Annotated in this window: 6 protein-coding genes; 5 read left to right on the top strand and 1 reads right to left on the bottom strand. The window is 29.0% G+C overall.

Translation table 11 applies throughout. The features are described 5' to 3' along the window. The first annotated feature begins 189 nt into the window (after nucleotides 1–189). Entirely contained in the window at nucleotides 190–1,011 is an 822-nt protein-coding gene (locus P3X86_RS16440; RefSeq protein WP_483293817.1) for a VanW family protein, read from the top strand. A 54-nt stretch (nucleotides 1,012–1,065) separates the two neighbouring features. Here the strand turns inward: P3X86_RS16440 and P3X86_RS16435 are convergent, their stop codons facing one another. Next, nucleotides 1,066–1,629: a 2'-5' RNA ligase family protein gene (locus P3X86_RS16435; RefSeq protein WP_483293816.1), complete on the bottom strand. Its 564-nt coding sequence runs from the start codon at nucleotides 1,627–1,629 to the stop codon at nucleotides 1,066–1,068. 237 nt (nucleotides 1,630–1,866) lie between these two features. Here P3X86_RS16435 and P3X86_RS16430 point away from each other — a divergent pair, with 237 nt between their 5' ends. The 4 genes from P3X86_RS16430 (at nucleotide 1,867) to P3X86_RS16415 (ending at nucleotide 26,415) form a co-directional block, all read left to right on the top strand. Further along, complete coding sequence (locus P3X86_RS16430; protein WP_483293815.1) at nucleotides 1,867–12,570, top strand: amino acid adenylation domain-containing protein; 10,704 nt, start codon at nucleotides 1,867–1,869, stop codon at nucleotides 12,568–12,570. Between the two features lie 15 nt (nucleotides 12,571–12,585). Further along, entirely contained in the window at nucleotides 12,586–21,186 is an 8,601-nt protein-coding gene (locus P3X86_RS16425) for an amino acid adenylation domain-containing protein (protein WP_483293814.1), read from the top strand. Nucleotides 21,187–21,194: 8 nt separating this feature from the next. Beyond that, nucleotides 21,195–21,908 (top strand): thioesterase II family protein, encoded by a 714-nt coding sequence (locus P3X86_RS16420; RefSeq protein ID WP_483293813.1) that lies wholly within the window; start codon nucleotides 21,195–21,197, stop codon nucleotides 21,906–21,908. Nucleotides 21,909–22,032: 124 nt separating this feature from the next. After that, on the top strand, nucleotides 22,033–26,415 hold the full coding sequence (locus P3X86_RS16415; protein ID WP_483293812.1) for an amino acid adenylation domain-containing protein: 4,383 nt from the start codon (nucleotides 22,033–22,035) through the stop codon (nucleotides 26,413–26,415). Nucleotides 26,416–26,431: the final 16 nt, after the last annotated feature.

Here is a 26,431-nt window from a genome sequence, read left to right as displayed (position 1 = left end):
AGTATTGCTATCAAAATTATATAGTTAATTAAAAAATGTCTTAAAGAATTTTCTTAAGACATTTTTTGCAAGTAATGTCAATCTATAATAAGGTTAAAAGTGAAGATTAATTTAGACAATATTTTACTTGAGTTACTAGATGCTATAATGTTATACTAATCAAGTAATTCCAAATATAAGGAGAATATAATGTCTAGAAAACTTTTTTGTCAGCTTTGTAATTTTACATATAGACTTTCTGTAAACAAAGAAATATTACTAAGAAAAAAGAACTGGTTATTTGACAAAAACAAATATGCCAATGACTATAAAACTGATAAATTTCCAATTAAAATATATAAACATAAATCTTTAATTAGAAGGAAGCTTGGAAACGTTGATATGATACTACAAAATAATAAAGCTCAAAATTTAGAGTTAGCTGCTCCGAAAGTAAACGGAATACTTATAAAACCTTACGAAGTTTTTTCTTTTTGGAAATTAGTTGGAAATTGCACAAGACGAAAAGGATATAAAGAAGGTTTAATTATAAAAACAGGAGATGTTAGTAAAGGTATAGGTGGAGGAATGTGTCAGTTCACTAATCTGATACATTGGATGGTATTGCATAGTCCGTTGACAATAATTGAGCATCATCACCACAATAACATAGATATGTTCCCTGATTATGGTAGGCAAGTTCCATTTGGAACAGGTACATCTATAATGTATAACTACCTAGATTATCAATTTAAAAATAACACAAAGCAAACATTTCAGTTAATCATATATACTACAGATGAATATTTGTGTGGAGAACTCAGAAGTGATAGTGACATTATTTATTCCTACCATATCATTGAGAAAAACAACCATTTTACAAAAGAAGGGGATGGTTACTATAGAAATAATGAAATATATAGAAAAACAGTAGATAAAACTACTGGAAATACATTAGATAATAAGCTAATAATGACTAATCATGCTAAGGTAATGTATGATGAGAAATATATAACAGAATGTTATAAGTAAAGTAGAAAAAGCTGGGTTGTTTTAGTTAAACAACCCACTATATTAGGCTTAATATTAATTGTTTTTTAGTTCTATAACCTCAATATATTTAATCACATCATCTGCTACTGGATAGAATTCTATAAGACTGATTTTTTCTATAGTAGCAGTAAAAGGAGTAAACAACTCAGTTAAAAGTTCCAAGCTTTTTAATAATTTCTGTCTATTAAGATTATAAGTTAATGTACAATGTGGAATCCAGTTCTTTGGCTTATAGTATTCATTAAACCACCTATCATATCCGTTTTCTAATAACACTTCATAGAAATTTTCATGCAAATTGAGTAACTGCTTTGTTACTTTTGGAGTAATAAAAGATATACCAAAATCAGTAGGAAATATACCTATATTAGTAAGCATTAGTTCAAATCTTTGCGTAGATTTAAAAAAATCTATTATAACTTTTCTTAAATATTTGATATTTTGGGTATTATCATCAAATACAGCTAAGCAAATATGAGGCTCTCCACCATTGTTAATCAAATAAGAGCTTAAATGATTTGTATGTAGTTGTTCCCATAAATGCTTAATTTTTAATTTGCTTTTTTCATCAAAACATAATTCAACAGCATAGCCCATATATATACCTCCAATTTAAGTTTAATATATTATAACATTGTAATAATATTTAGTAAACATACACCATACAATATAAATTAAACGACAAATTTTATGAACAATACCATATAAATTACAAAAATATAACACAATAGTTACATTATTTTATTATTTATGGTATAATTTTTATAAAATATTTAATAATAACAAAATTGCAAATACATTATAAATATGCTTGAAAAAAGGAGGTAAAATCTAGTGACATTCATTAATAAAGAGAATATAGAAGACATACTAAAACTAACACCACTGCAAGAAGGACTGTTATTTCATAATAATATACAAGACGAAAATTCAGATGAATATTTTGTACAATTATGCCTAACGATAAAAGGCAGCATAGATACTAAAAATTTTGAGGATGCGTGGAATAAAGTAATAAAGCAAAATGAAATGTTGAGAACAGTATATAAATGGGAGAAGCTACACAGACCTGTACAAATCGTATTAAAGGAAAATCCCGTTAATATTATAAAATATGATATCACAGACGAAATTGACAAGAGTGGAAAATTAGAAGAAATAAAGAAAATAGATAAGCTAAAAGGATTTGATATTACAAATGTGCCTTTTAGAATAACCTTAGTAAAAGAAGACGAGAACAAATATAATATAATTATAAGTAATCATCACATTATATATGATGGATGGAGTACAGGTATAATACTAAATGAATTTTTATATTTTTACAATAATCATGATGATATTTTAGCTCCAAAAAGGAAAAGTAAATTTAAGCAATACTTAAAACATTTAAATGAAAGTGACACAACAGATCACAAACAATTTTGGCAACATTACCTAGACAATTTTAATAATCCTACATACATATCTAACATTACTAATAGCATCACAGAGTATAAGCCTAATAATTTCAATTATAAAATTCCTGAGAAGTTTAGTGAAGAAATAAAACTATTTATAAATGAAAATAAAATAACATTGTCTTCATTGCTATATACAGCTTGGGGTGTCTTACTTAGCAGATATAGTAATAGTGATGATGTTGTTTTTGGAGGTACAGTATCAGGCAGAAACGTGCCAATAGATGATATAGACAATACAGTGGGGTTATTTATAAATACTCTGCCAATAAGAGTAAAAACAGATACCTTGTCTATAAGAGAATTACTTAAAAGTGTAAACAATCATATGCAAGAAAGAGAAAAATATGAAATAACTTCACTTGTTGATATAAAGAAGTATAGCGGGGTAGATACAAGCCTATTTGATTCAGTGGTTGTCATAGAAAACTATCCTCTAGACAATATACTAAAAAATGATGCTAGCGAGTTACAGATAGAAAACTACACAATATTTGAAAGAACAAACTATAATCTAACAGTAGGAATAGAAACGTTTGAAGGGATAACAATAAATTTGCTGTACAATAAAATGGTATTTGCTAAAGAATTTATAAATAATCTGTTACTAAATTACATACAAACTATTGAAAATATCATGAATCACGCAGATAAGAAATCTTGTGACATAGACATTGTTAATGAAAAAGAAGCAAATAATCTATTAACTATGTACAATAAATGTTCTTATCATCAGTACGAAGAAAATATAACATTACATGAACTGTTTGAAAAACAAGTATCGTGTAGTGAAGAACGAGTTGCGTTAAAAATCGATAAGAAGACAATTACATATAAAAATCTCAACATTAAAGCAAACCAACTAGCAAGACAGCTTAGAAAAAATGGAGTAAAACAAAATATAGTGGTTGCGTTACTCATAGAGAGATCAATAGATATGATTATAGCAATCTTGGCTGTATTGAAAGCGGGCGGTGCTTATTTACCAATAGATACACAAAATCCATCAGATAGAGTGGACTATATCATAGAAGATTCTAGTGCAAGCTTATTACTAAAAACGTCTAACATAGATTATACACATGATAAAATTAACACTGTATTAGTTGATGCTGAGCAATACTATAAAAACATACCAGAAGAAAATCTAACTAAAATAAATTCAAAAGACGATTTGGCATACATAATATATACGTCTGGTTCTACAGGAATGCCAAAAGGTGTAATGATACAGCATAAAAGTATTACGAGTTCTATAACGTGGAGAATAGATGAATATGAACATAGCAAAGAAGATACGGTACTGCAAATCTTTTCTTATGTTTTCGATGGATTTTTGACTAGCTTTTTTACGCCACTTTTAAGTGGAGTAAAGATAGTTCTTTTAAATGAGAGTGATGCAAAAAATCCAGTGGCTATAAAAAAATCTATAAGAAAAAATAGTATAACGCATTTTATAGCAGTACCCACATTATATACAGCTATATTAGAGCAAAGCAATAAAGAGGATTTAAAATCATTAAAATCAGTTACTTTAGCAGGGGAAGCTATAAAAAAACAGTTAGTAAAAAAGAGCAAAACAATAAATAAAAATATAGAGTTAATAAATGAATACGGGCCTACAGAAGCAAGTGTAGTTGCTACTATAGCCAGAGAAATAGATACCCACAATATAACAATAGGAAAACCAATAGCAAATAAAAAAATTTACATACTAAATCAAAATTCAAAACTCCAACCAACAAACGTATATGGCGAGATATGTATTGGTGGAGCTGGCCTTGCAAAAGGTTATGTGAGTAGACCACAGCTTACAAGTGACAAATTCATAAAAAATCCATATATACAAAGCGAAACAATATATAAAACAGGTGATATAGGTAAAATCATGATAGATGGGAATATAATGATTGGTGGAAGAATAGATCATCAAGTTAAAATCAGAGGCTATAGAATAGAATTAGAGGCTATAGAAAGTAGATTGCTAGAAATAGATCACATAAATAAAGCAGTTGTATTGGTGAAAGAAAAAGATAAGGATAAATTTCTATGTGCGTATTTATCAACACATAAAAACTTGAAAAAGCAAGATATAAGACATCATTTGAAAGATAAATTGCCTAAATATATGATTCCCACAGGATATGTATTTGTAGATAAAATGCCTACTTTAAGTAGCGGAAAAATAAATACCAAGGTGTTATCTAATATGGATGTTGAGATACAAACCATAAATGATTACAAACCTCCAATAAATGAAATACAAATGAAATTAACTAATATATATAACGAAATATTAGGAACTGACAATAAAATTGGAATAAATGATAATTTTTTTGAGATAGGTGGACATTCATTGAATGCTACATATCTAATATCAAAGATACACAAAGATTTTAATACAAAATTACACATAAAAGAACTATATAAAAATGCAACAATAGAAAAGCTATCGGAGTTGGTACATAATAGTGAAGTAAAAGAATATAAAAGAATAGAAGAAGCAGAAAAAAATAATTTTTATCCATTATCATCATTACAAAAGAGGCTTTTTATATTAAATCAATTAAACAGTAATAGCACATTTTATAATATGAGTACAGCACTAAATCTCAAAGGTGAATTAGATATCAAAAAATTTAAAAATGTATTTAAAAAGTTAATTTCAAGACATGAGAGTCTTAGAACTAGTTTCAAGGTAATTGATGATTCGGTAGTTCAGATAATACATGATGATATTGAGTTCGATTTAGACTATATAGAAAGTAGAAAAGATATAAATAATGTTGTAAAGAAAAGTATAAAACCATTTGATCTAAGTAAAGCGCCACTAATAAATGTAACACTAATCAAAGTCACGGATGAGGAGCATGTACTAACAATAAATATGCATCATATAATATCAGATGGTGGATCAACAGAAATTCTAATATCAGAATTTTTAAGGCTATATAGTGGACAAGAACTAGAAGATATGACAATCCAATACAAAGACTACTCAGTATGGCAACAACGTATGTTGCTTGACGGTGAAATAACTAAGCAAGAAGAATATTGGCTAAAACAGCTAAAAAATTTTACTCTTTTAGATATAAAAACTGACTATCAAAGATCCACAGTACAAAGCTACGAAGGTGATAGCTTAGAATTTAAAATAAAAGGAAGGTTGACAAAAGCTCTTAAAGAATACACAAAAGAAAATAAACTTACAATGTATATGGTACTATTAGGAGCATTCAACATTTTATTATCCAAATATTCAAGGCAAGATGACATAGTTGTAGGTACACCAATTTCAATAAGACAAAGTGAAGACTTAAAAAATGTAATAGGTATGTTTGCAAATACATTGGTTATGAGAAATAAACCATCAAGAGGTAAAACCATAAAAGAATTCATGGCAGAGGTAAAAGAGAACAGTTTAAATGCATATGCTAACAGAGACTATCAGTTTGATGACTTAGTCGAAAAACTTGGAATTATTAGAGAGGCTAGTAGAAATCCAATATTTGACGTTATGTTTTCAATGCCAAATGTTGATATAGAGACTGTAAATATTGATGGTATAAGTGTTACTCCATACACTTTAGATAATAAAATATCGAAATTTGATATTTTATTGACAATAGTTGAAACGATAAGTGAATTAAAATGCAGTATAGAGTACAGATTGTATAGAAAAGAAACAATAGAGTTATTAGCCAATCATTATATTAACATACTTCAGTGTATAGTTTACAATCAATCAAAAACAATAGATGAAATAAATATGCTTTCGGAATCTGAAAAACACAAAATTATTGATGTGTTTAACAAAACAAATAATTATTATCCAAAAAGCATGACAATAAAAAAGATGTTTGAAGAACAGGTTGCAGATTCTCCAGATAGTATTGCAGTAGTATATAAAGAAGAAAAAATCACATATAGAGAGTTAAATGAAAAAGCAAATAGGCTTGCTAGATATTTAAGAGAGCTTATGGAAGAAAAAAATCAGCTTATAGGATTGATGGCAGAAAAGTCTTTAGAAAAGATTATAGCACTAATAGCTATTTCAAAAGCTGGATGTGCATTTGTAGGGATAGCGCCTGAGTTTCCAAAGGATAGAATAAAGTACATGCTAGAGAATAGTAATGTTGATATAGTACTAACACATTTCTATCTATTTAATAAGATAAGCTTTGATAACAAAAAAGTACTATGTTTAGAGGATGAAACGATATATAGCAAAGCATCTCATAATCTAAAGAGTATAAGTGGTCAAAATGACTTGATGTATGTAATTTACACATCAGGATCAACAGGTAAACCTAAAGGAATAATGATTGAGCAAAGAACTATAATTAACCTGTTATTTTGGGAGAAAAATCGCACTAATATAGACTTTACAAAGAAAATATTGCAGTTTGCAAATATAAGTTTTGATATCTGTTTTCAGGAGGTGTATTCTACACTATTAAATGGCGGAGAATTGCATGTGATAACCAATGATATAAAAAAAGATGCACATAGATTACTTAGATATATAAAACAAAATAAACTTAGCACTATATTTTTGCCTACATCTTATCTCAAGTATATTATGAGTGAAGAAGCTTTAGTAAAGAAGTTATCAGCAGAGCTTGATAATATCATAGTTGCAGGAGAACAACTAATAATAAATGAGAGATTCAAGAATTTCCTAATAGAAAATAAAATCACATTGCACAATCACTATGGACCTTCAGAAGCACATGTAGTGACAGCCAAAGTTATTAATCCTATAGATAAAATAAAAACTAAGCCATCTATAGGAATGCCTGTTAGCAATACAAAAATCTATATCTTAGATGAAAATGATAACTTATCACCTATAGGTGTAAGGGGAGAGCTATGTATAGCAGGAGATGGCGTTGCAAGGGGATATTTAAATAATGAAGAGTTAACAAAACAAAAATTTATCATGAACCCTTTTGACAAAGAGACGGTGCTGTATAGAACAGGGGATTTAGCAGCATGGTTACCAGATGGAAATATAGAATTTATCGGCCGAATAGATAAACAAGTAAAAATAAGAGGGTATAGAGTAGAACTATCAGAGATAGAAACTATAATAAAGAAAAATGATAGAGTCAAAGACGCAATAGTAATAGCAAAAGATCATCAGGATATGTTCAAATACCTGTGTGCATATATAGTAATAGAGCAAGATATATCAATAAGCGAAATTAAAGAATATTTACTAACAAGTATTCCAGAATACATGGTGCCTTCATATTTTATAAGAATAGATGCTATTCCATTGAATGCTAATGGTAAAGTAGATGAGAAAAAATTACCTGAGCCTAAAGGAAATGTAGAGATAAATGAGTATGAAGCACCAAGAAATGAAACAGAAAATCAGTTAGTAGACATAATAAAAGAAATACTTAACATTGAGCAGAATATCGGCATAAATGACAAATTTTTTGATATAGGAGGGAATTCATTAACAGCAGTTTCTTATGTATCAAAAATACATCAAAAGCTTAATAAAACCATAGAACTAAATGATATATTTAAAAGACAAACAGTGAAAGAACTAGCAGTAGCAATCAGCAAAGTTGATGTGGGTTTATATAGAGAGATAGATAAAGTAGAAGAAAGAGAGTATTATCCACTTTCATCTCCGCAAATGAGGATGTATATATTAAATCAATATAATGATAAAAGTATAAATTATAACATGCCATCAGTATTAAAACTAAAAGGTAGATTAGATAAGGAAAAACTAGAAAATGTATTTAAAATATTAACAAAAAGGCACGAAAGCTTAAGAACAAGTTTTAAAATTATAGATAAAGAACCTGTATTTATTATTAACGATAGAGTTAGTTTTACAATAGAGTATTTTGAGAATATAGAAGATATAGATAGCGTTATAAATAAGTTTATAAGACCGTTTGATTTATCAAATGAGTCATTAATAAGAGTTGGATTAATCTGTATAGATGAAACTACTAATATACTAATATTGGATATGCACCACATAATATCAGATGGTGTATCAGCTGGCATACTAGTAGATGAATTCATAAAACTTTACAATAACGAAGAATTGATACCATTAAAACTTCGGTACAAAGACTATGCAGTATATCAAAGAAGATTAAAAAATAATGAATATATGTTAAGACAAGAAAAATATTGGCTAGAGAAATTTTCTGACGGAGTACCAACTTTAGACTTAATAACAGATTATAAACGCCCTAAGCTTCAAAGTCTAAAAGGAGATTATATATTATTTGATACGGGGATAAAGCTAGCTGAGGATATAACAAGATTAGCAAAAAGAGAGAATGTTACATTGTACATGATTTTATTAACAGCTTATAATACACTTTTATACAGATATACAAATAATGAAGATATAGTTGTAGGAATGCCAATAGCAGGAAGATCACATGCAGATTTAAAGTCAGTGGTAGGTATGTTTGTAAACACATTAGCTCTTAGAAACCAACCAAAAGGTAGTAAGAGTTTTATAGACTTCTTAACAGAGGTAAAAGAAAATATTATAGACGCTATAAAAAATCAAGATTTTCAATTTGAAGAGCTAGTGGATAAGTTGAGATTAGATAAAGATTTAAGTAGAGCTACGTTATTTGATACAGTACTGTCACTTCAGAATATGAGTATAGATCTAAGGGGTATAGAAGATTTAGAAATTATACAATACGAGTTTGAAAACAAGACATCCAAATTTGATATTAGCATAGATGTAGTGGAGAAAGAAGATAATATCAAATTTAGATTGCAATACTGCACAGATTTATTTAAGCAAGATACAATTATACGCTTGAGTAAGCATTTTATAAATATACTAAATGAGGTGTGTAGCAATCCAGAAATAAAGCTGAAAGATATAGATTTAATATCAGAAGACGAAAAGAAAAATATATTAGCACTACTAGATAATAAAAGAGTTAGCTACCCTAAAAAGATAACAATACATGAACTATTTGAAAAGCAAGCACAAAAACATCCTCGGAAAATCGCAGTTGTATGTGGAATAGATACATTAACATACAATGAGCTTAACAAGAAATCAAATAGACTAGCTAGACTAATTAAGACTAGGATATCTAAAAAAGATGCTATAGTTGGCATAATGCTTGAAAGATCTACAGATATGATAGTAGCAATATTAGCAGTTTTAAAATCAGGAGGCGGATATTTACCTATAGACACAAGTTTTCCCAATAGTAGGATAGAATTTATGCTAGAAGACAGTAATGCAGAACTTTTAGTAACAGCTAAATCAGTAGACGTGAATAATCTAAAAAAATTAATAGAGACTTTATATATAAAGGAAGCAAATAATCAAGAAATAGATTGCAGTAATCTAAATGAACAAATAAGACAAAGTAACTTAGCATATATAATCTATACATCAGGAACGACAGGAAGACCAAAAGGCGTCATGATAGAGCATAAAAATGTAGTAAGATTATTATTTAACGACAGAAATTTATATGATTTTAATGATAAAGACGTATGGACTATGTTTCATTCATATTGCTTTGATTTCTCAGTATGGGAAATGTATGGAGCATTACTTTATGGAGGTAAACTCATAATAGTACCAAAAGAAACTGCAGTTGATCCAAACTACTTTTTAGAGTTATTACAAACACATAAAGTGACAGTGCTAAACCAAACACCATCAGCGTTTTATAACCTAATAGATACAGATGAAAAACAACCTACAAAAGATTTAGTTTTAAGGTATGTGATATTTGGAGGAGAAGTTTTAAATCCTAGCAAATTAGATACATTTAATAAGAGATACAGTGAAGTACAACTTATAAATATGTATGGTATAACAGAAACTACAGTGCATGTGACATATAAAGAAATTACTAGAGAGGATATAGAAAAAGGAATAAGCAACATAGGTAAACCTATACCAACGTTAAGTTCATATGTCATGGATGAACATATGAATCTTCAGCCTATAGGAGCCAGTGGAGAACTATGCGTTGGAGGAGAAGGAGTAGCAAGAGGTTATATTAATAGAAAAGAGTTAAATGCTAGTAAATTTATAGATAATCCATATATGATTAATACCAAGATGTACAAATCAGGTGATTTAGTTAGATTACTCGATAGTGGAGATTTAGAGTATCTAGGAAGAATAGATAAACAAATCAAGATACGAGGCTACAGAATAGAACTTGCAGAGATTCAAAGCATTCTCTTAAAACATAAAGATATAAAGACAGCTATAATAATTACCAAGGAAATAAAATCAGAAACTAGTATATGTGCATATCTTCAATTTAAAAAATCAATGACAATCAATAATATTAAAGAGTACCTTTTAAAATATTTACCAGAGTATATGATGCCAACATACTATGTAGAGTTAGAAAAAATACCACTAACAAACAACGGGAAAATAGATTATGGCAAATTACCAGAGTCATCAATAACAATTGGTACAGGCTCATTGTATGAGAAGGCTAGAAATCAAACAGATAGAGAGTTAATAAGTTTATACAAAGCTGTATTAGGTGGGAAAGCGGATATAAACATAAATGATAGTTTCTTTGATTTAGGTGGACATTCATTAAAAGCGACTACGTTGATAGCTTATATAAATAAACAGCTTAACGTAAATGTGCCTCTAAAGCAAATATTTATTACACCTACAATAAAAGGATTATCTGATTATATTCAAAACAGTAATAAAAGTAGATATAGAAATATAAAAAAAGCAACACTTAATAATTACTATCCAATATCTTCACCGCAGAAGAGAATGTATTTATTTAACCAAATGAATAGTAGTCAGACTAATTATAATATGCCATGTGTATTAGAGTTAAAAGGAAAAATAGATTTAGAAAATCTATCAAAAGCATTTAAAGTACTCGTAAACAGACATGAATCACTTAGGACAAGCTTCTTACAAGTAGGAGGAGAAATAGTTCAAAAAATACATGATAATGTAGAGTTTGAGGTAGTTTTTAACGAAGTAAAAGATTTAGATAAGGCAATAAAAACATTTATTAGACCTTTTAATTTGAGTATAGCTCCATTGATTAGAGCGTCAGTGATTAAAACAAAACAAGATAAATACTATTTGCTTACAGATATGCACCACATAATATCAGATGGAGTATCTACAGTAATATTAATAAGAGATTTTGCTAGTATATACAATGGTGATGAATTACAAATTCCAGTACTGACATATAAGGATTATGCTATTTGGCAAAATGAATTTACACGTACTATTCAGTTCAGGGGGCAAAAAGAGTATTGGCTAAAACAATTAAGTGGAGAGTTACCTATATTAGACCTTATGACAGACTATGAAAGACCTGAGGTACAGAGCTTTTTAGGCGATAGTATTGATTTTACCATAGATAAAGACAGGCTGAAAAAACTTTATGATATAGCAGAGAGTAGCACAAGTACATTGTTCATGGTGATTATGGCAGTATACAATACGCTACTATACAAATATACAGGACAAGATGACATAATAGTAGCATCTCCGATAGCAGGTAGAGCACATGCGGATTTACAGGATATAATAGGCGTATTTCTAAATACATTGATATTCAGAAATAAACCAGCAGGAGATAAGACATTTAGAGTTTTCTTAAATGATGTAAAAAAGACTTGTTTAGATGCATACGAGAATCAAGATTATCAACTAGAGGACTTAATAGAAGATTTGAAAATAAAAAGGGATAGAAGTAGGAACCCATTATTTGATACGATGTTCAATCTGAGAAATATGGGAGAGTTAAATATAAAGTTAGATGATTTAGAGATATCCACTTATAAAATCAAAGCAGCTACAACAAAACTAGATATAGAACTAGCAGGCTTTGAGCAAAATGATGAACTAATATTCACACTAGAATACCGACAAGACCTATTTAAAGCAGAAACAATGCAAAGGCTAGTAAATGATTTTATAAAAATCATAGATATAGTTACTAACGATATTGATATAAAATTAGCTGATATTGAGGTTGTATCATATAAGCAAAAACAAGATATTATAGAAGATTTTAACGATGATTTAGATGACTTATTCTAGGTAAGGGGTGTAGTAGTGGATAATAAGACAATACAATATGAATTGATAAATTCGCTCAAGGAGCATAGTAATAAAGTGGCAATCGAGTATAAAGGAAAACACATCACATATAAAGAGTTAGACGATAAATCAAATATAGTAGCAAGCTTTATTAAAAACCAAAAAATAAATAAAGGTAGCTTTATAGGTGTAATGATCCAAGATAAAGTTGATATGATAACAACAATACTAGGAATAATAAAAGCAAGATGTGTATTTGTGCCACTAGATAGTTCATACCCTAGTGAGAGATTAGATAGTATGCTAAAGACTTCACAGTTAGAATCAGTTTTTGTATGTGAGGGAAATATGAATAGAATCAATGTAAAGAATACGTTTAATATTTGTAGTGTATTAAACGGAGATGATGTATTTGATTATACTCAGTTCTTTTATAAGCCAGAAGATAAAATATACATATACTTTACTTCTGGTACTACAGGTGAGCCAAAATGCATTTTAGGAAAAAATATAAGCTTACTACACTTCATAAAATGGGAAATAAGAGAGTTTGAGTTAACAAAGGACTTTGTATTTAGTCAACTTACATCACAATGTCACGATCCATTTATGAGAGATGTATTTGTTCCTTTATGTATTGGAGCTAAAATATGCATACCTAAAGATAGAAGTTTAATATTAGATTCAGATAGTCTAACAAATTGGATAAATGATAAGCAAATAAGTTTAATACATTGTACACCAAGTCTGTTTAAGATATTCAATCATGATGATATAAAAGAAACTGACTATGAAAGTCTTAAATACATACTACTAGCAGGAGAGAGAGTACAGTCATGTGATATAGACAAGTGGTATGGTGTATTTGATAATAGAATAAACCTTATCAATTTATATGGTCCTACTGAGACAACACTAGCAAAGCTTTTTTATAGGATAAAAAAAGAAGATAGCAAAAGAGAAAATATACCTATAGGAAAGCCAATAAGTGGCGCTAAAGCAATAATCCTTGATAAAAATATGAAAATTTGTACTGAAGGGAAAACAGGTCAAATCTATATCAGAACACCATATAGAAGCTTTGGATATTTTAAAGACGAAGAAAAGACAAAAGAGAGATTCATTGTCAATCCATTTAACAATAATGATGAAGACTTAATATACAAAACTGGAGATTTAGGGAGATTGGACGCAAATGGTGATATATTGTTTGAAGGTAGAGTTGATAGGCAGATAAAAATCAGAGGTTTTAGAGTAGAGCTAAGAGGTATAGAAAACACATTGATGAATCATGAGCATATACAAAACGCAGTAGTGGTATATAAAAGTGTTCATAGCATAGAAAAATATATTTGTGTTTATATAGTAAAGTATAAAGACAGCAAAGCTACAGTGCAGAATGTGAAAGATTATCTGAAAACAAAGCTACCTAGCTATATGATACCATCTTATATTATGTTTTTAGATAAAATACCTATAAATAACAATGGTAAAGTTGATTATAGAAATCTACCAGATTTTATAGCAGAAGACAAGAGATACATGAGAGCACAAACACCATTAGAGAGGAAGCTACAGGAAATTTTTGAGCATGTGCTAGAAGTAAAGCAAATAAGCGTTGATATGGGATTTTTAGATATAGGGGGACATTCTCTAAATGCAATGAAAGTTATATCAAAAATTTACAGTGAGTTAGGTGTAAATATAAGCTTAAAAGAGATATTTGACAACCCGACAATACAGGAGCTTTCAAGAATTATAGTAAGCTATAAAAGTGAAGAGGTAAATGCTATAAAAACAGCAGAAAAAAGAGAATATTATCCTACATCTTCAGCTCAAAAAAGGATGTTTGTATTAAATAAAATAGGAAACAACTCTATAAATTATAATATGCCAATGGTATTTGAAATAGATGGAGAACTAGATAAAGATAAATGTCAAATTGCTATTAATCAGATTATAAAAAGGCATGAAATACTAAAAACAAGTTTTGGATTAGTTGATGGAGAGCCAGTTCAGATAATAAATGACAATATAAAATTAGCTGTAGATTATAAAGAAATAGAAGAAAGTAAAGTAAACGAGCTTATAAAAGGATTTATCGAACCATTTGATTTAAATATAGCGCCATTACTTAGAGTCAATATACTTAAAGTAAAAAGTGACAGATACTATTTACTAACAGATATGCACCATATTATTATGGATGGAATATCTAGAAGGATATTAGTATCTCAATTTTGCGAATTTTATCAAAGTTTATACAATGACGAGATACCAAAACTTCAATATAAAGATTATGCTATATGGCAAAACGAGTATATTAAAACAAATGAATATAAAAAACAAGAACACTACTGGATAGAAAAGTTCAATGGAGAAATTCCAGTACTAAATATAGCTACAGATTTTAAAAGACCAACGAAATTGAACGCTAAGGGAGATACAATAAGCTTTGAAATCAATAAAGATATTACAGCTTCATTAAATATACTTGCAAGGAGAAATAAATCAACTTTGTACATGGTACTGTTAAGTGTGTTTAACGTTTTATTATATAAATATACAAATAACCAAGATGTAATCATAGGAACACCTATTTCAGGAAGAGGTAAAGATAACCTAGATAATATGCTAGGTATGTTCGTAAATACATTAGCAATGCGAAATTTTCCTAGTGGTGATAAAACATTTGTTGATTTCTTATTAGAAGTTAGGAAGAATGCACTCAGTGATTTTGAAAATCAAGATTTTCAATTTGATGAACTTATAGAGAAGTTAAAATTAAAGAGAGATTTAAGTAGAAATCCTTTATTTGATGTGATGTTTGTATTACAAAACATGAAACAAAGGGACTTTCAGTTAGAAAACGTAGATATAAGACCATATAAGACAAGTAATAAATCATCTAAGTTTGATATATTGTTAAATGCAGTAGAAGATGATAATAGAATCCAATGTATGCTTGAGTTCAGGACTGATATTTTTAAACGAGATACAATGTATAGATTAATAGTTCACTTTAAGAACTTAATTAGAGATGTAGTACATAATCCAAACAAAAAATTAAAAGATATAAAGCTGATAAATCAACAAGAGTTTGAAATTATTCACGGTTTTAATACAAGAAGTGAAGTCTCATTAAAATGTATTCATGAAATATTTGAAAGCCAAGTTGAGAGTAAAGAAAAAGAAGTCGCAGTAGTAGATAATAACAGTCAAATAACATATGGCAAACTAAATTCTAAAGCAAATAGTTTGGCCAGATTATTAATATCAAAGGGAGTAAGGAAAAATACAGTAGTAGCAATGCTGATAGATAAGTCAATAGATGCAGTAATAGGAATTTTAGGGATATTAAAAGCAGGGGCAGGTGTGATGATTATAGATAAAGAATTACCTGAAAAGAGAGTTGCCCATATGCTAAAAGATTCAAAGGCTGTAATCCTTTTAACAAAAGAAAAAAGAGATGTTAGAGATATTAGGACTTTAGCGTTGAATGATGTTGATTTTAAAAAATATGATAGTAGCAATATAAGGATGGAATATAATGCGTTAGACTTATTGTATATGGTGTATACATCAGGAACTACAGGCTTACCAAAGGGAGTTATGGTAAACCATAGAACAATCGTTAATCTATTACACCATCAAAACACAAACACCAATATAGACTTTAAAAACAACAGAGTAGCACAGTTTGCATCACTGAGTTTTGATGTATGCTATCAAGAGTATTTTTCTACACTGTTGAATGGAGGAAAACTTTATGTAGTAGACAAGCATACAAAGAATGATATCAATAAATTTATGGAGTATTTAGGGAAAAATAAAATCCAGATAGCAATGCTACCAACAGCATATTTTAGGTTATTGTCTAATTACGATATGTATATTTACAAGATACCTGAGAGTTTAGAGCATATAATCGTTGCAGGTGAACGGTTAGTTATCACAGAGAAGATCATAAGCTTTTTAAGAGATAAAGGGATATACCTTCACAATCATTATGGTCCTAGCGAAACACATGTAGTCACAACTTATACTATAGATTATGAGAAACCTCTAGAAGTATTACCACCTATTGGAAGACCAGTTGTGAATACAAACATATTGATTTTGAATGAAAATGACAGTATCCAACCCATAGGTGTAGCAGGTGAGCTATGCGTAGCTGGTGACTTTTTGAGTAGGGGCTATACAAATAACAAAGAACTTATGAAACAGAAATTTGTCATCAATCCATATGACAAAAATCAAATGATGTATAAAACAGGAGATTTAGCTAGGTGGTTATGTGATGGAAATATTGAATATTTAGGGAGAATAGATAAGCAAGTTAAAATACGAGGATACAGAATAGAGCTAGGAGAAATAGAAAACATATTGGAAAAACACTCTAAAATAGACCAAGCAGTAGTTGTAGCAAAAGAAGATGACGATATGAACAAATTTTTGTGTGCATACATTATCAAGAAGAGTAATATTTCAAATAAAGAGATTAAGAGCTATTTGAATCAAAGATTACCAGAGTATATGATACCAGAGTACGTGATAGATATAGAGAGTATCCCTACAAATAAGAACGGTAAAATAGAGAAAAGTAAATTGCCAGAGCCATTAAAGAAAGTAAATGATAATGGTTTTATTATAGCTGAGACTGATATGGAGAAACAATTAGAAAAACTATGGCAAGAAGTACTAAAGACTGATAGCAAAATAAGTATAAACGATGATTTCTTTAAACTTGGAGGACATTCTTTGAGAGCTATAGCATTATCAGCTCAAATCTATGAGATACTTAATATAGAGATACCACTTACACAAATATTTAAAGCTCCCTCGCTAAAAGAAATGGCAGAATATCTAGAAGGAGCAACCCAAGATATATATAGACAACTTATTAGTACACCAAAAAAGGAGTATTATAAATTGTCATCTGCTCAACATAGGATGTATGTATTAAATCAATTACATAAAGATAGTACAGCATACAACATGCCTTTTGCAATCAAAATTAAAGGTGAATTAGACATAAATAAACTAGAGAATGTATTTAAAGAACTTATAAAAAGGCATGAAAGCTTTAGGACAAGTTTTTTTATAAAAGAGACACAGCCTATCCAAAAAATATATAAATCTGTGAACTTTAGAATAGAGTACAATGAATATGATAAAGAGCAAGAAGTCATGGACAGTTTTATTGAACCTTTTGATTTAAAGAAAGCGCCATTATTGAGAGTAAAAACAGTAAAACTACAAGATTCATACCTATTGCTAATAGATATGCACCATATCATAGCAGATGGTGTAAGTCTAAAAATACTGGTAGAAGAATTTACAAGGCTTTATAATGGGGATGATTTACCAAAGTTAGAGTATCAGTATAGAGATTACTCACATTGGCAAAACAAAGTGTTTGACTTAAATATGTTAAAAGCTCAAAAAGAATATTGGAATGAAGTTTATACTAAAGAAATACCGAAACTTAATCTTCATAGAGATTATAATAGAAAAATAGCTACAGAGAAAATAGGAGATAACTATAAATTTAGCATAAGTGGCGAACTGAAGAATAAATTAACTGAATTAGCTAATCAGAATAATTGCACATTATATATGGTGTTATTATCAGCGTACAGCATTTTACTACATAAATATTCGAATCAAAACGATATAATAATAGGTTCTCCTATATCAGGAAGACATAATGTAAAAGTACAGAATATTATAGGTATGTTTGTAAACACATTAGCACTAAGAAATTATCCAGATGGTAAAAAAACATATAGACGATACCTATCAGAAGTAAGAGAGAGTACATTAAAAGCATATGAAAATCAAGATTATCAATTAGAAGAGTTAGTAGATAAATTAAACCTAAAGAGATCGTATCATGAAAGCATATTATTTGATACTATGTTTACATTACAAAATATAGATTTTGAGGATATTAAGCTAAATGGCCTAGAGGTAGAGATTCAGGAATATGACAATAAAACAGCTAAGTTTGATATATGCTTAGATGCAGTAGAAGCAAAAGGGATTTATTTTATTATCCAATATGATAGTGGATTATTTAAAAGAGACACTATTATAAACATGAGTAATCATCTAGTGAATATAATAGACAATATATGCACGAACCAAGATATAAGAATAGAGGACATAGATGTACTAAGTGAACAAGATAAAAGCAGAATACTAGGGTTTAATCGCAAAGAAACTAAAGATGGTAGCACATTAATACATCAAGCATTTCAGAGACAAGTTAAATCTTATCCAAACAATATAGCACTTGTATACGAAGATGAATATTTGACATATTTACAGCTAAACAGAAAAGCAAATATATTAGCTAGAGAGTTACTAAAACAACATCAGATAGGTGATGTTGTTGGGATAATAACAGAGAAATCAATAAATATGATTGTGAGTGTATTATCAGTACTTAAAGCTGGGCTTACTTATGTACCAATAGACATTGATTATCCTATAAAAAGAATAAAGCACATATTAGATGAAATCAATATAAACACTGTGTTAATTAGTAATAAAGCAAAAAAGAGAATTAAGCTAGATTGTAAAATTGTTAATATAGATGAGTTTGAATACAGAGGAAAAGACAAAGACTTGGACAAATTGGTGCCAGATGATACTCCTGCATATATAATTTACACATCTGGAACAACAGGTAAGCCAAAAGGTATAGTTACAGAGCATAAAAGTGTTATGAACTATGTAAATGTATTCAATAGAAAATTTAGCCTTTGTGATAAAGACACAACACTTCAACAGGCATCATTTACATTTGATGGCTTTGTAGAAGAAGTATTTTCTATGTTATCTATTGGAGGAAAAATAGTCTTACCGAGAAATGAATATGTAAAGGATGTAAAAAAACTTAGAGAGCTAATAGTTAATAATGAAGTGAGCATACTTAGCTGTTCTCCATTGATATTAAGTCAACTAAATGAACTAGAAGATATGACGTGCGTGCATACATTTTTAAGTAGTAGCGACGTATTGAAGAGAGAGTATATTTTAAATATTATAAAATATTCAAAAGTATATAACATGTACGGTCCAACAGAGGCTACAGTTTGTACTACTTGTTATGAGTGTACAGATGAAGAACAAGAGAATATACCAATAGGAGCGCCCCTTGCAAATTATCAGGTGTATATATTAGATTCAAATTTAAGACAAGTACCAATAGGAGTAGCAGGAGAAATATTCATATCAGGAGTTGGAGTAGCAAGAGGGTATATAAACAATAATGAACTAACTAATGAAAAATTCATAAATAATCCATTTGATAACCGATATAAAATGTACAAAACAGGAGATATAGGGTTGTGGAGATCAAATGGGATGATAGAGTATATAGGAAGAAAAGATTCTCAGGTAAAAATTAGAGGCTACAGAGTTGAGATAAATGAAATAGAAAATCAAATACTTGGTAGTAAGCTTGTAAAAGAAGTGTTCGTCCAAGCTAAGAAAGATGAAGATCAAAATTATCTATGTGCATATGTTACTACAGACCAAGAGATAACAGTAAAACAAATCAGAGAGTATTTAAAAGATAGATTACCAGAATATATGATACCGTCTTACTATATGACTAATGACAAAATGCCACTCACTTTAAATGGAAAAATAGATAAAAAAGCACTCCAAGAATTTGTAAGTTTACCAATGGGAGTAGAGTTTGAAAAACCAAGTAATGAAGTAGAAAAAAGGGTTGCAGAGTTGTTTCAGAGAGTATTAAAAATAAAAGAAGATATATCTATAAATGATAGTTTCTTTGATTTAGGCGGCAACTCACTAAAACTAGTAGAATTAGCAGCATGTGTAAACAATGAATTAGGTATACAAATACCACTAGCCACCATAATAGAGAATTTAAAGGTAAAAGAACTTGCACAATACCTAATCAGTGATTTCAAAAAAAATTCACAAGGTGAGTTTGTCATATTTAATGAAAACAGTAAAAACACTATATTTTATTTTCCACCAGTTACAGGTTTTGGATTGATATTTAATGACTTTGCAAAAGAAATGATATATAATAAATTGGTAGCATTTAACTTCATAGAGACAAAAGATAGAGTTAAAAAGTATATAAATATAATTAAACAAACTAAGCTAGAAGGCTCATATACCCTAGTTGGATATTGTATGGGAGGAAGGCTAGCATTTGAAGTAGCAAAAGAGTTAGAAAAACAAGGTGAAATAGTCAAGGAGTTGATTATACTAGACAGCTATAGACAGTTAGAAAAGCCTCTATATCTGAAATACGATGTTAGTGAGTATTCGGCAGAATTAGCTATTAGTATAGAGAAAGACAGGCGATACGAGTTCTTTAAAGATGACATCATAGCAAAAGCAAGAGCTTATTATCAACATAGCATAGAGTTGATAGATGGCGGAGTGATAGATGCAGATATATATTTAGTGACATCTGAAGAAGCGACTAAAGAAGAGATAGATATGAAAGGTTGGAGAGATGCTACAAGAGGTAACTATGTGGTGTATGAAGGTAAAGGAAGCCATAACGAAATGATAAATAAACTCAATGCAAATCTTATAACAGATATAATAAATAGAAAGTAGGAGCGATGATGAATAAAGTAAAGTTGTTTTGCATTCCGTATGCAGGGGGGTCAGCAAATATATATAAAACATGGAATGAGTATTTTGGTGATAATGTAGAAATAAATCCTTTAGAATTACCAGGGAGAGGTCGCAAATTTGGAGAAGAACTTTGCGATGAACTAAGAAGCATAGCAATTGATTTTTATCACGAAATAAAGCATAAGCTAAATAGCCCATATATTATTTTTGGACATAGCATGGGAGCTACAATAGCTCATGAACTAGTACATTATATATCAAAGCAGGATATATTACTTCCAGAGTATCTTATAGTATCTGGAAGAAAGAACCCATTAGAAGAAAGAATAGATTTTATAGCTGATTTACCAGAAGATGAATTTAAACTAAAAATAAAGAGTAAAGGTGGAACACCAAAACAATTTTTTGAGAACACTGAGTTATTGGAGTTATTTTTACCAATACTAAGAAATGATTTTAGGTCAGTAGAAAAGTATAAGTATGACCACCTTACTAAATTAGATACAAAATTAGTAGCGCTTTATGGGAGTGATGAGGATATAAGTAGCGAGGATATAAATAAATGGGCAAAATTCACAACAAGTGAGTTTGATGCATTTGAAATAGAAGGAGATCACTTTTTTATAAATCAAAACACCAAGCAAGTAGCATCGGTTATAGACAAATTAGTTAATGGTCTAAGGAAGAGGAAATTAGGATAGGACCTCTTTATCATAAAAAATATTTACATAATGGCTAAAAAATGATTAATTGAACCACATGGTTTAATTAAGAAAAATTATAATTTTTCACAAAACCGATAAAGATAAAGGAGTGTAAGTTATCATGAAAAGATACAATCTAACACACCCACAAAAGAGAATTTGGTATACTCATAAACTGTATGAGGGAATACCCCTCAATAATATAGGGGGTAGCCTTGCAATATATGAAAATCTAGATGTAGAAGCTATGAAACGGGCTATTAATAAAGTAATACAAATAAATGATGCAATTAGGTTGAGGATAGTAGAAGAGGATGATATAAAACAGTATGTAGCAAAATACGAATACGAGTACATTGATTATGTTGATTTCACGAAAGAAGAAAGTCCACTAGATTCGTACAAATCGTGGGTAAATAGTATATATAAGGCACCATATATACTAGAAAACAATCCGTTATATTATTTTGCAGTATACAAAATAAGTGATAAACAGATGGGTGTACTAGTAAAATTACACCACATAATAGCAGATGGATACGCTAACTATATGATAATAAAAAAACAGTTAATAGATATATATAATAGCATTGTAGATAGCAATAATTATGAAACAAAAGCAATGTCGTATATAGATTTTATTGAAAAAGAAGATCAATATATAAATAGTGATAAGTTTATTAAAAACAAAGCGTTTTGGGATAGCAAAATAAAAAATATATCAGAGGAATTTTTACAGAAGATTTCAAGAAATGTAAAAGCAAATAGATTAGAGTTACCTTTAGGAGATATAGAAAACAAAGTATTAAAGAACTTTATCGATAATAAATATTCGTTACTTGAAGTGTTTACTGGATTACTTGGAATATATCTATATAAAACTACCAATAAAGAAGTTATAACGATTGGAATGCCTGTACTCAATAGGTCTGGGTTTAAAGATAAAAGCACAGTGGGTATGTTCGTAAGTACCATGCCATTTATCTTTAGAGTAGATAAAACTTTGTCTTTTAGTGATTACTTGATTCAAATAAGAAAAGAATTAAAGAGACATTTTAGAAATCAAAAATATCCTTATGATATTATGGTGAAAGATAGTAAAATCACTGAACATGGCTATGATGGATTGTTTAATATCAGCCTAAATTATTATAATATCTTGCAAGAAGAATCAATGGATGGATTGAAGTTTAAATTACTAGAAGCATTTAATGGATATCAGGCATATGACATGCAAATAATAATTAAACAGTATGAAAATATAAGTATATGTGTTGATTACAAAGTAGATAAATACAAAAAATCATATATAAAAGAGATGTTTAGTGTACTAACATACATATTAGAGCAAGTAGATAATGATAATTTAAATATAAGAGATATAAAACTAGTAAATGATGAAAGCAAATTTTTTAAACTCACAAAAAGTTCATATCCAAAAGAAAAGTCAATAATAAAACTCTTTGAAGAACAAACATTAAAAACACCTCATAGCACAGCAATAATAGATAAAGAAAGAACTTTAAATTACAAAGAACTAAATCAAAAAGCAAGCAAAATAGCTATCTATCTATCAAGTAAAGGTATTAAAAAAAGAGATGTTATCGTTATAATGGGAAGACATCAAGCAGAGCTAATAGTATCTATTTTAGGAGTATTAAAACTTGGAGCAGTTTATTTACCAATAGATTATAACTATCCTATAGAGAGAATAAAATACATGATAGCAGATTCAGGGGCAAAGCTTATATTATCTAATGTAGACACAGATAAGAATTTTGGGATAGACGCTATAGATATAAAGGAGATTTTGAAGAATCAGCCTAATAAAGATTTTAATACAGATACTACATCAAAAGATTTAGCCTATATTATTTATACATCAGGTACTACAGGCAAGCCTAAAGGAGTAATGATAAATAATCAAAGCTTAATAAACTATATAACATTTGCAGCTAAAAACTATTTAGATAAAGATAAAAAAGAAGTATTTGCATTTTATTCTTCTATAGCATTTGATTTAACTATCACATCGTTGTTTACTCCGTTAATATCTGGTAACCAGATAGCTGTATATGATGAATTAGATAACGAATATTCTTTATTAAAAATATTTGAAGATAAAATAGCAACAGTCATAAAACTTACTCCGTCACATTTAGCTATAGTGAATATATATGATATAAAAAGCTCCTCAATTAAAAAGATGATAGTTGGTGGAGAAGATTTAAAGTCAGATTTAGCCCATCAAATAAGTGAAAAATTTGATCATAAAATAGAAATATACAATGAATATGGTCCTACAGAAGCTACAGTAGGATGTATGATCTATAAATATAAACAAGAAGATAAGGCAGATTCTGTTCCTATAGGGACAGCTATTGATAATGTTAATGTGTATGTACTTAATGAAGAGTTAAATATAGTGCCAAAAGGAGTAGTAGGTCAAATATATGTGTCAGGAGATTGTTTATCTAGTGGATATTTAAACAAGCCTCTTATAACACGAGATAGATTTATTGACAGTCCATTTGAAAAGGGGAAACTGTTATATAAGACTGGAGATTTAGCTAAGTATCTAGAGGATGGTAACATTATTTATAGTAAAAGAATAGACAACCAGGTAAAGCTTAGAGGATTCAGAATAGAATTAGAGGAAATACAGCAGTGTTTAATGCAAAATAAAAACATTAAGCAGGCTATAGCATTAATAATAAATAATAATATAACAGCTTTCGTGGTTGCTGATGACTATAATGATACAGAAATCATAAAAACTCTCAAAGAATATATACCAGAATATATGATACCTAAGCAGATAATAAATCTTGAGAGTTTACCGTTAACTATTAATGGAAAAATAGATACAAAGGCATTAACTAAATATAATATAAAGTCTTTATCTGATGCAAATATTTCATACAATAGTAATCTAGAAAAAACGCTTTTAGACATTATAAAAGAAATAATGGATATAGAAGTTACTATAGAAGATAATTACTACCAGATTGGTGGAGATTCAATAAAAGCAATACAAATCTCCTCAAAATTAAGAGCAAGAGGATATAGTTTAAGGCCAAAAGATATGCTTGAAAATGGTTTGATAAAAGACATAGCACTAAAAATAAAGCCTCTAAATGAAGAAATATATATAGAGCAGGGATTGGCTAGAGGAAAAGTAGAAAAAACCCCGATATTACATTGGTTTTTCAATAATAAATTTGAAGATATAAATCATTACAATCAGATCCTAGCTGTAAGGCTAGATAAGCCTCAAAGCAATGATAAAATAATAAAAGTAATCAAAGAAATAATAAAAACTCATGATTCATTTAGGATAAATTATGATAAACATAGAGATTCACTTTATTATAACAACAATGTAATAGATGATGATATGGTGTATCAATACAATATGGTACATATGCCTAGTAGCAATCATTCCAATGAAATAAATAAGAGGATAAATGGTTTAAACTCTAGTTTTAATATTGAAAAAGGTGCATTAATTAGAGTCGGAGTTTTTGATATAAAAGAGAATGAACAAATTGTGTATTTTATAGTTCATCATATGGCAATAGATGGGGTGTCGTTTAGAATATTAATAGAAGATTTTTTTGATGGGCTTAATCAACTAAATACTAAACAAACAGTCAAGTTACCTAGCAAGACTCATTCATATCAAAGATGGGCAAAGGAGCTAATAAGGTACAAAGATAACCAGATTAACGAGAATCTTGAATATTGGAAAGATATAAAGATAGAAAAACCACAAAACTACCATAAACAAATAGTAAATAGTGTGCAGAGAGTTTATGACAACATAAAAACAAAGGATTTAATAGAAGGAACAAGCGACATATATTCAATGAATGTAAAAGAGGTGTTAATATCAGCACTAGTTATGGCATTAGCAAAAAAGGATCAGAAAGATGAGGTATTAATAGAGCTAGAAGGGCATGGTAGAGAAGATATAGAAGAATTAGATATCTCAAGAACTATAGGATGGTTCACTACTATGTATCCAGTGTGTTTTAAAATGAAGCAAAGTAGCATAAAAGACGTGCTCAGATCTTTAAAAGAACAAATAAGAAGTATACCTAAAAACGGATTTGATTATAGCATAAATAGATACTTAACAGAAAATGAAGTAGATAATAATAGATGTACCAGACTTAACTATCTAGGTGATTTTGATAACGAGTTAAAAGAGTTTGATGTTTATGATTGGGGATTAAGTATAAGTGATAATAATCATTTAACGTCATTGATGGATGTAGACATAATAAAAATCAATGGAGAGCTACAAATAAAAATGACCTTTAATAGTGAAGAAATAACATCTCAGCAAGCTGATAAATTACTAAATAATTATATTTTAAAGCTTGATGAGATATCAAAAGAATGTAAAGATAAAGACACGCGAGAATTCACACCATCAGATTTCGATTCTGTAGACATATCTCAAGATGATTTAGATTTATTGTTTAGTGATGCAGATTAGGGAGTATTTAAAAAGT

The sequence above is a fragment of the Abyssisolibacter sp. ZYX002 genome, assembly GCF_056892235.1.
Note: the sequence above shows the minus strand (reverse complement) of the source record. Positions and strands in the feature narration are given on the sequence as shown.

Excerpts from the sequence above, each read along its gene's own strand:
- P3X86_RS16440 (WP_483293817.1), top strand. The coding sequence starts at position 190 with ATGTCTAGAAAACTTTTTTGTCAGCTTTGTAATTTTACATATAGACTT.
- P3X86_RS16435 (WP_483293816.1), bottom strand. The coding sequence starts at position 1,629 with ATGGGCTATGCTGTTGAATTATGTTTTGATGAAAAAAGCAAATTAAAA.
- P3X86_RS16420 (WP_483293813.1), top strand. The coding sequence starts at position 21,195 with ATGAATAAAGTAAAGTTGTTTTGCATTCCGTATGCAGGGGGGTCAGCA.
- P3X86_RS16415 (WP_483293812.1), top strand. The coding sequence starts at position 22,033 with ATGAAAAGATACAATCTAACACACCCACAAAAGAGAATTTGGTATACT.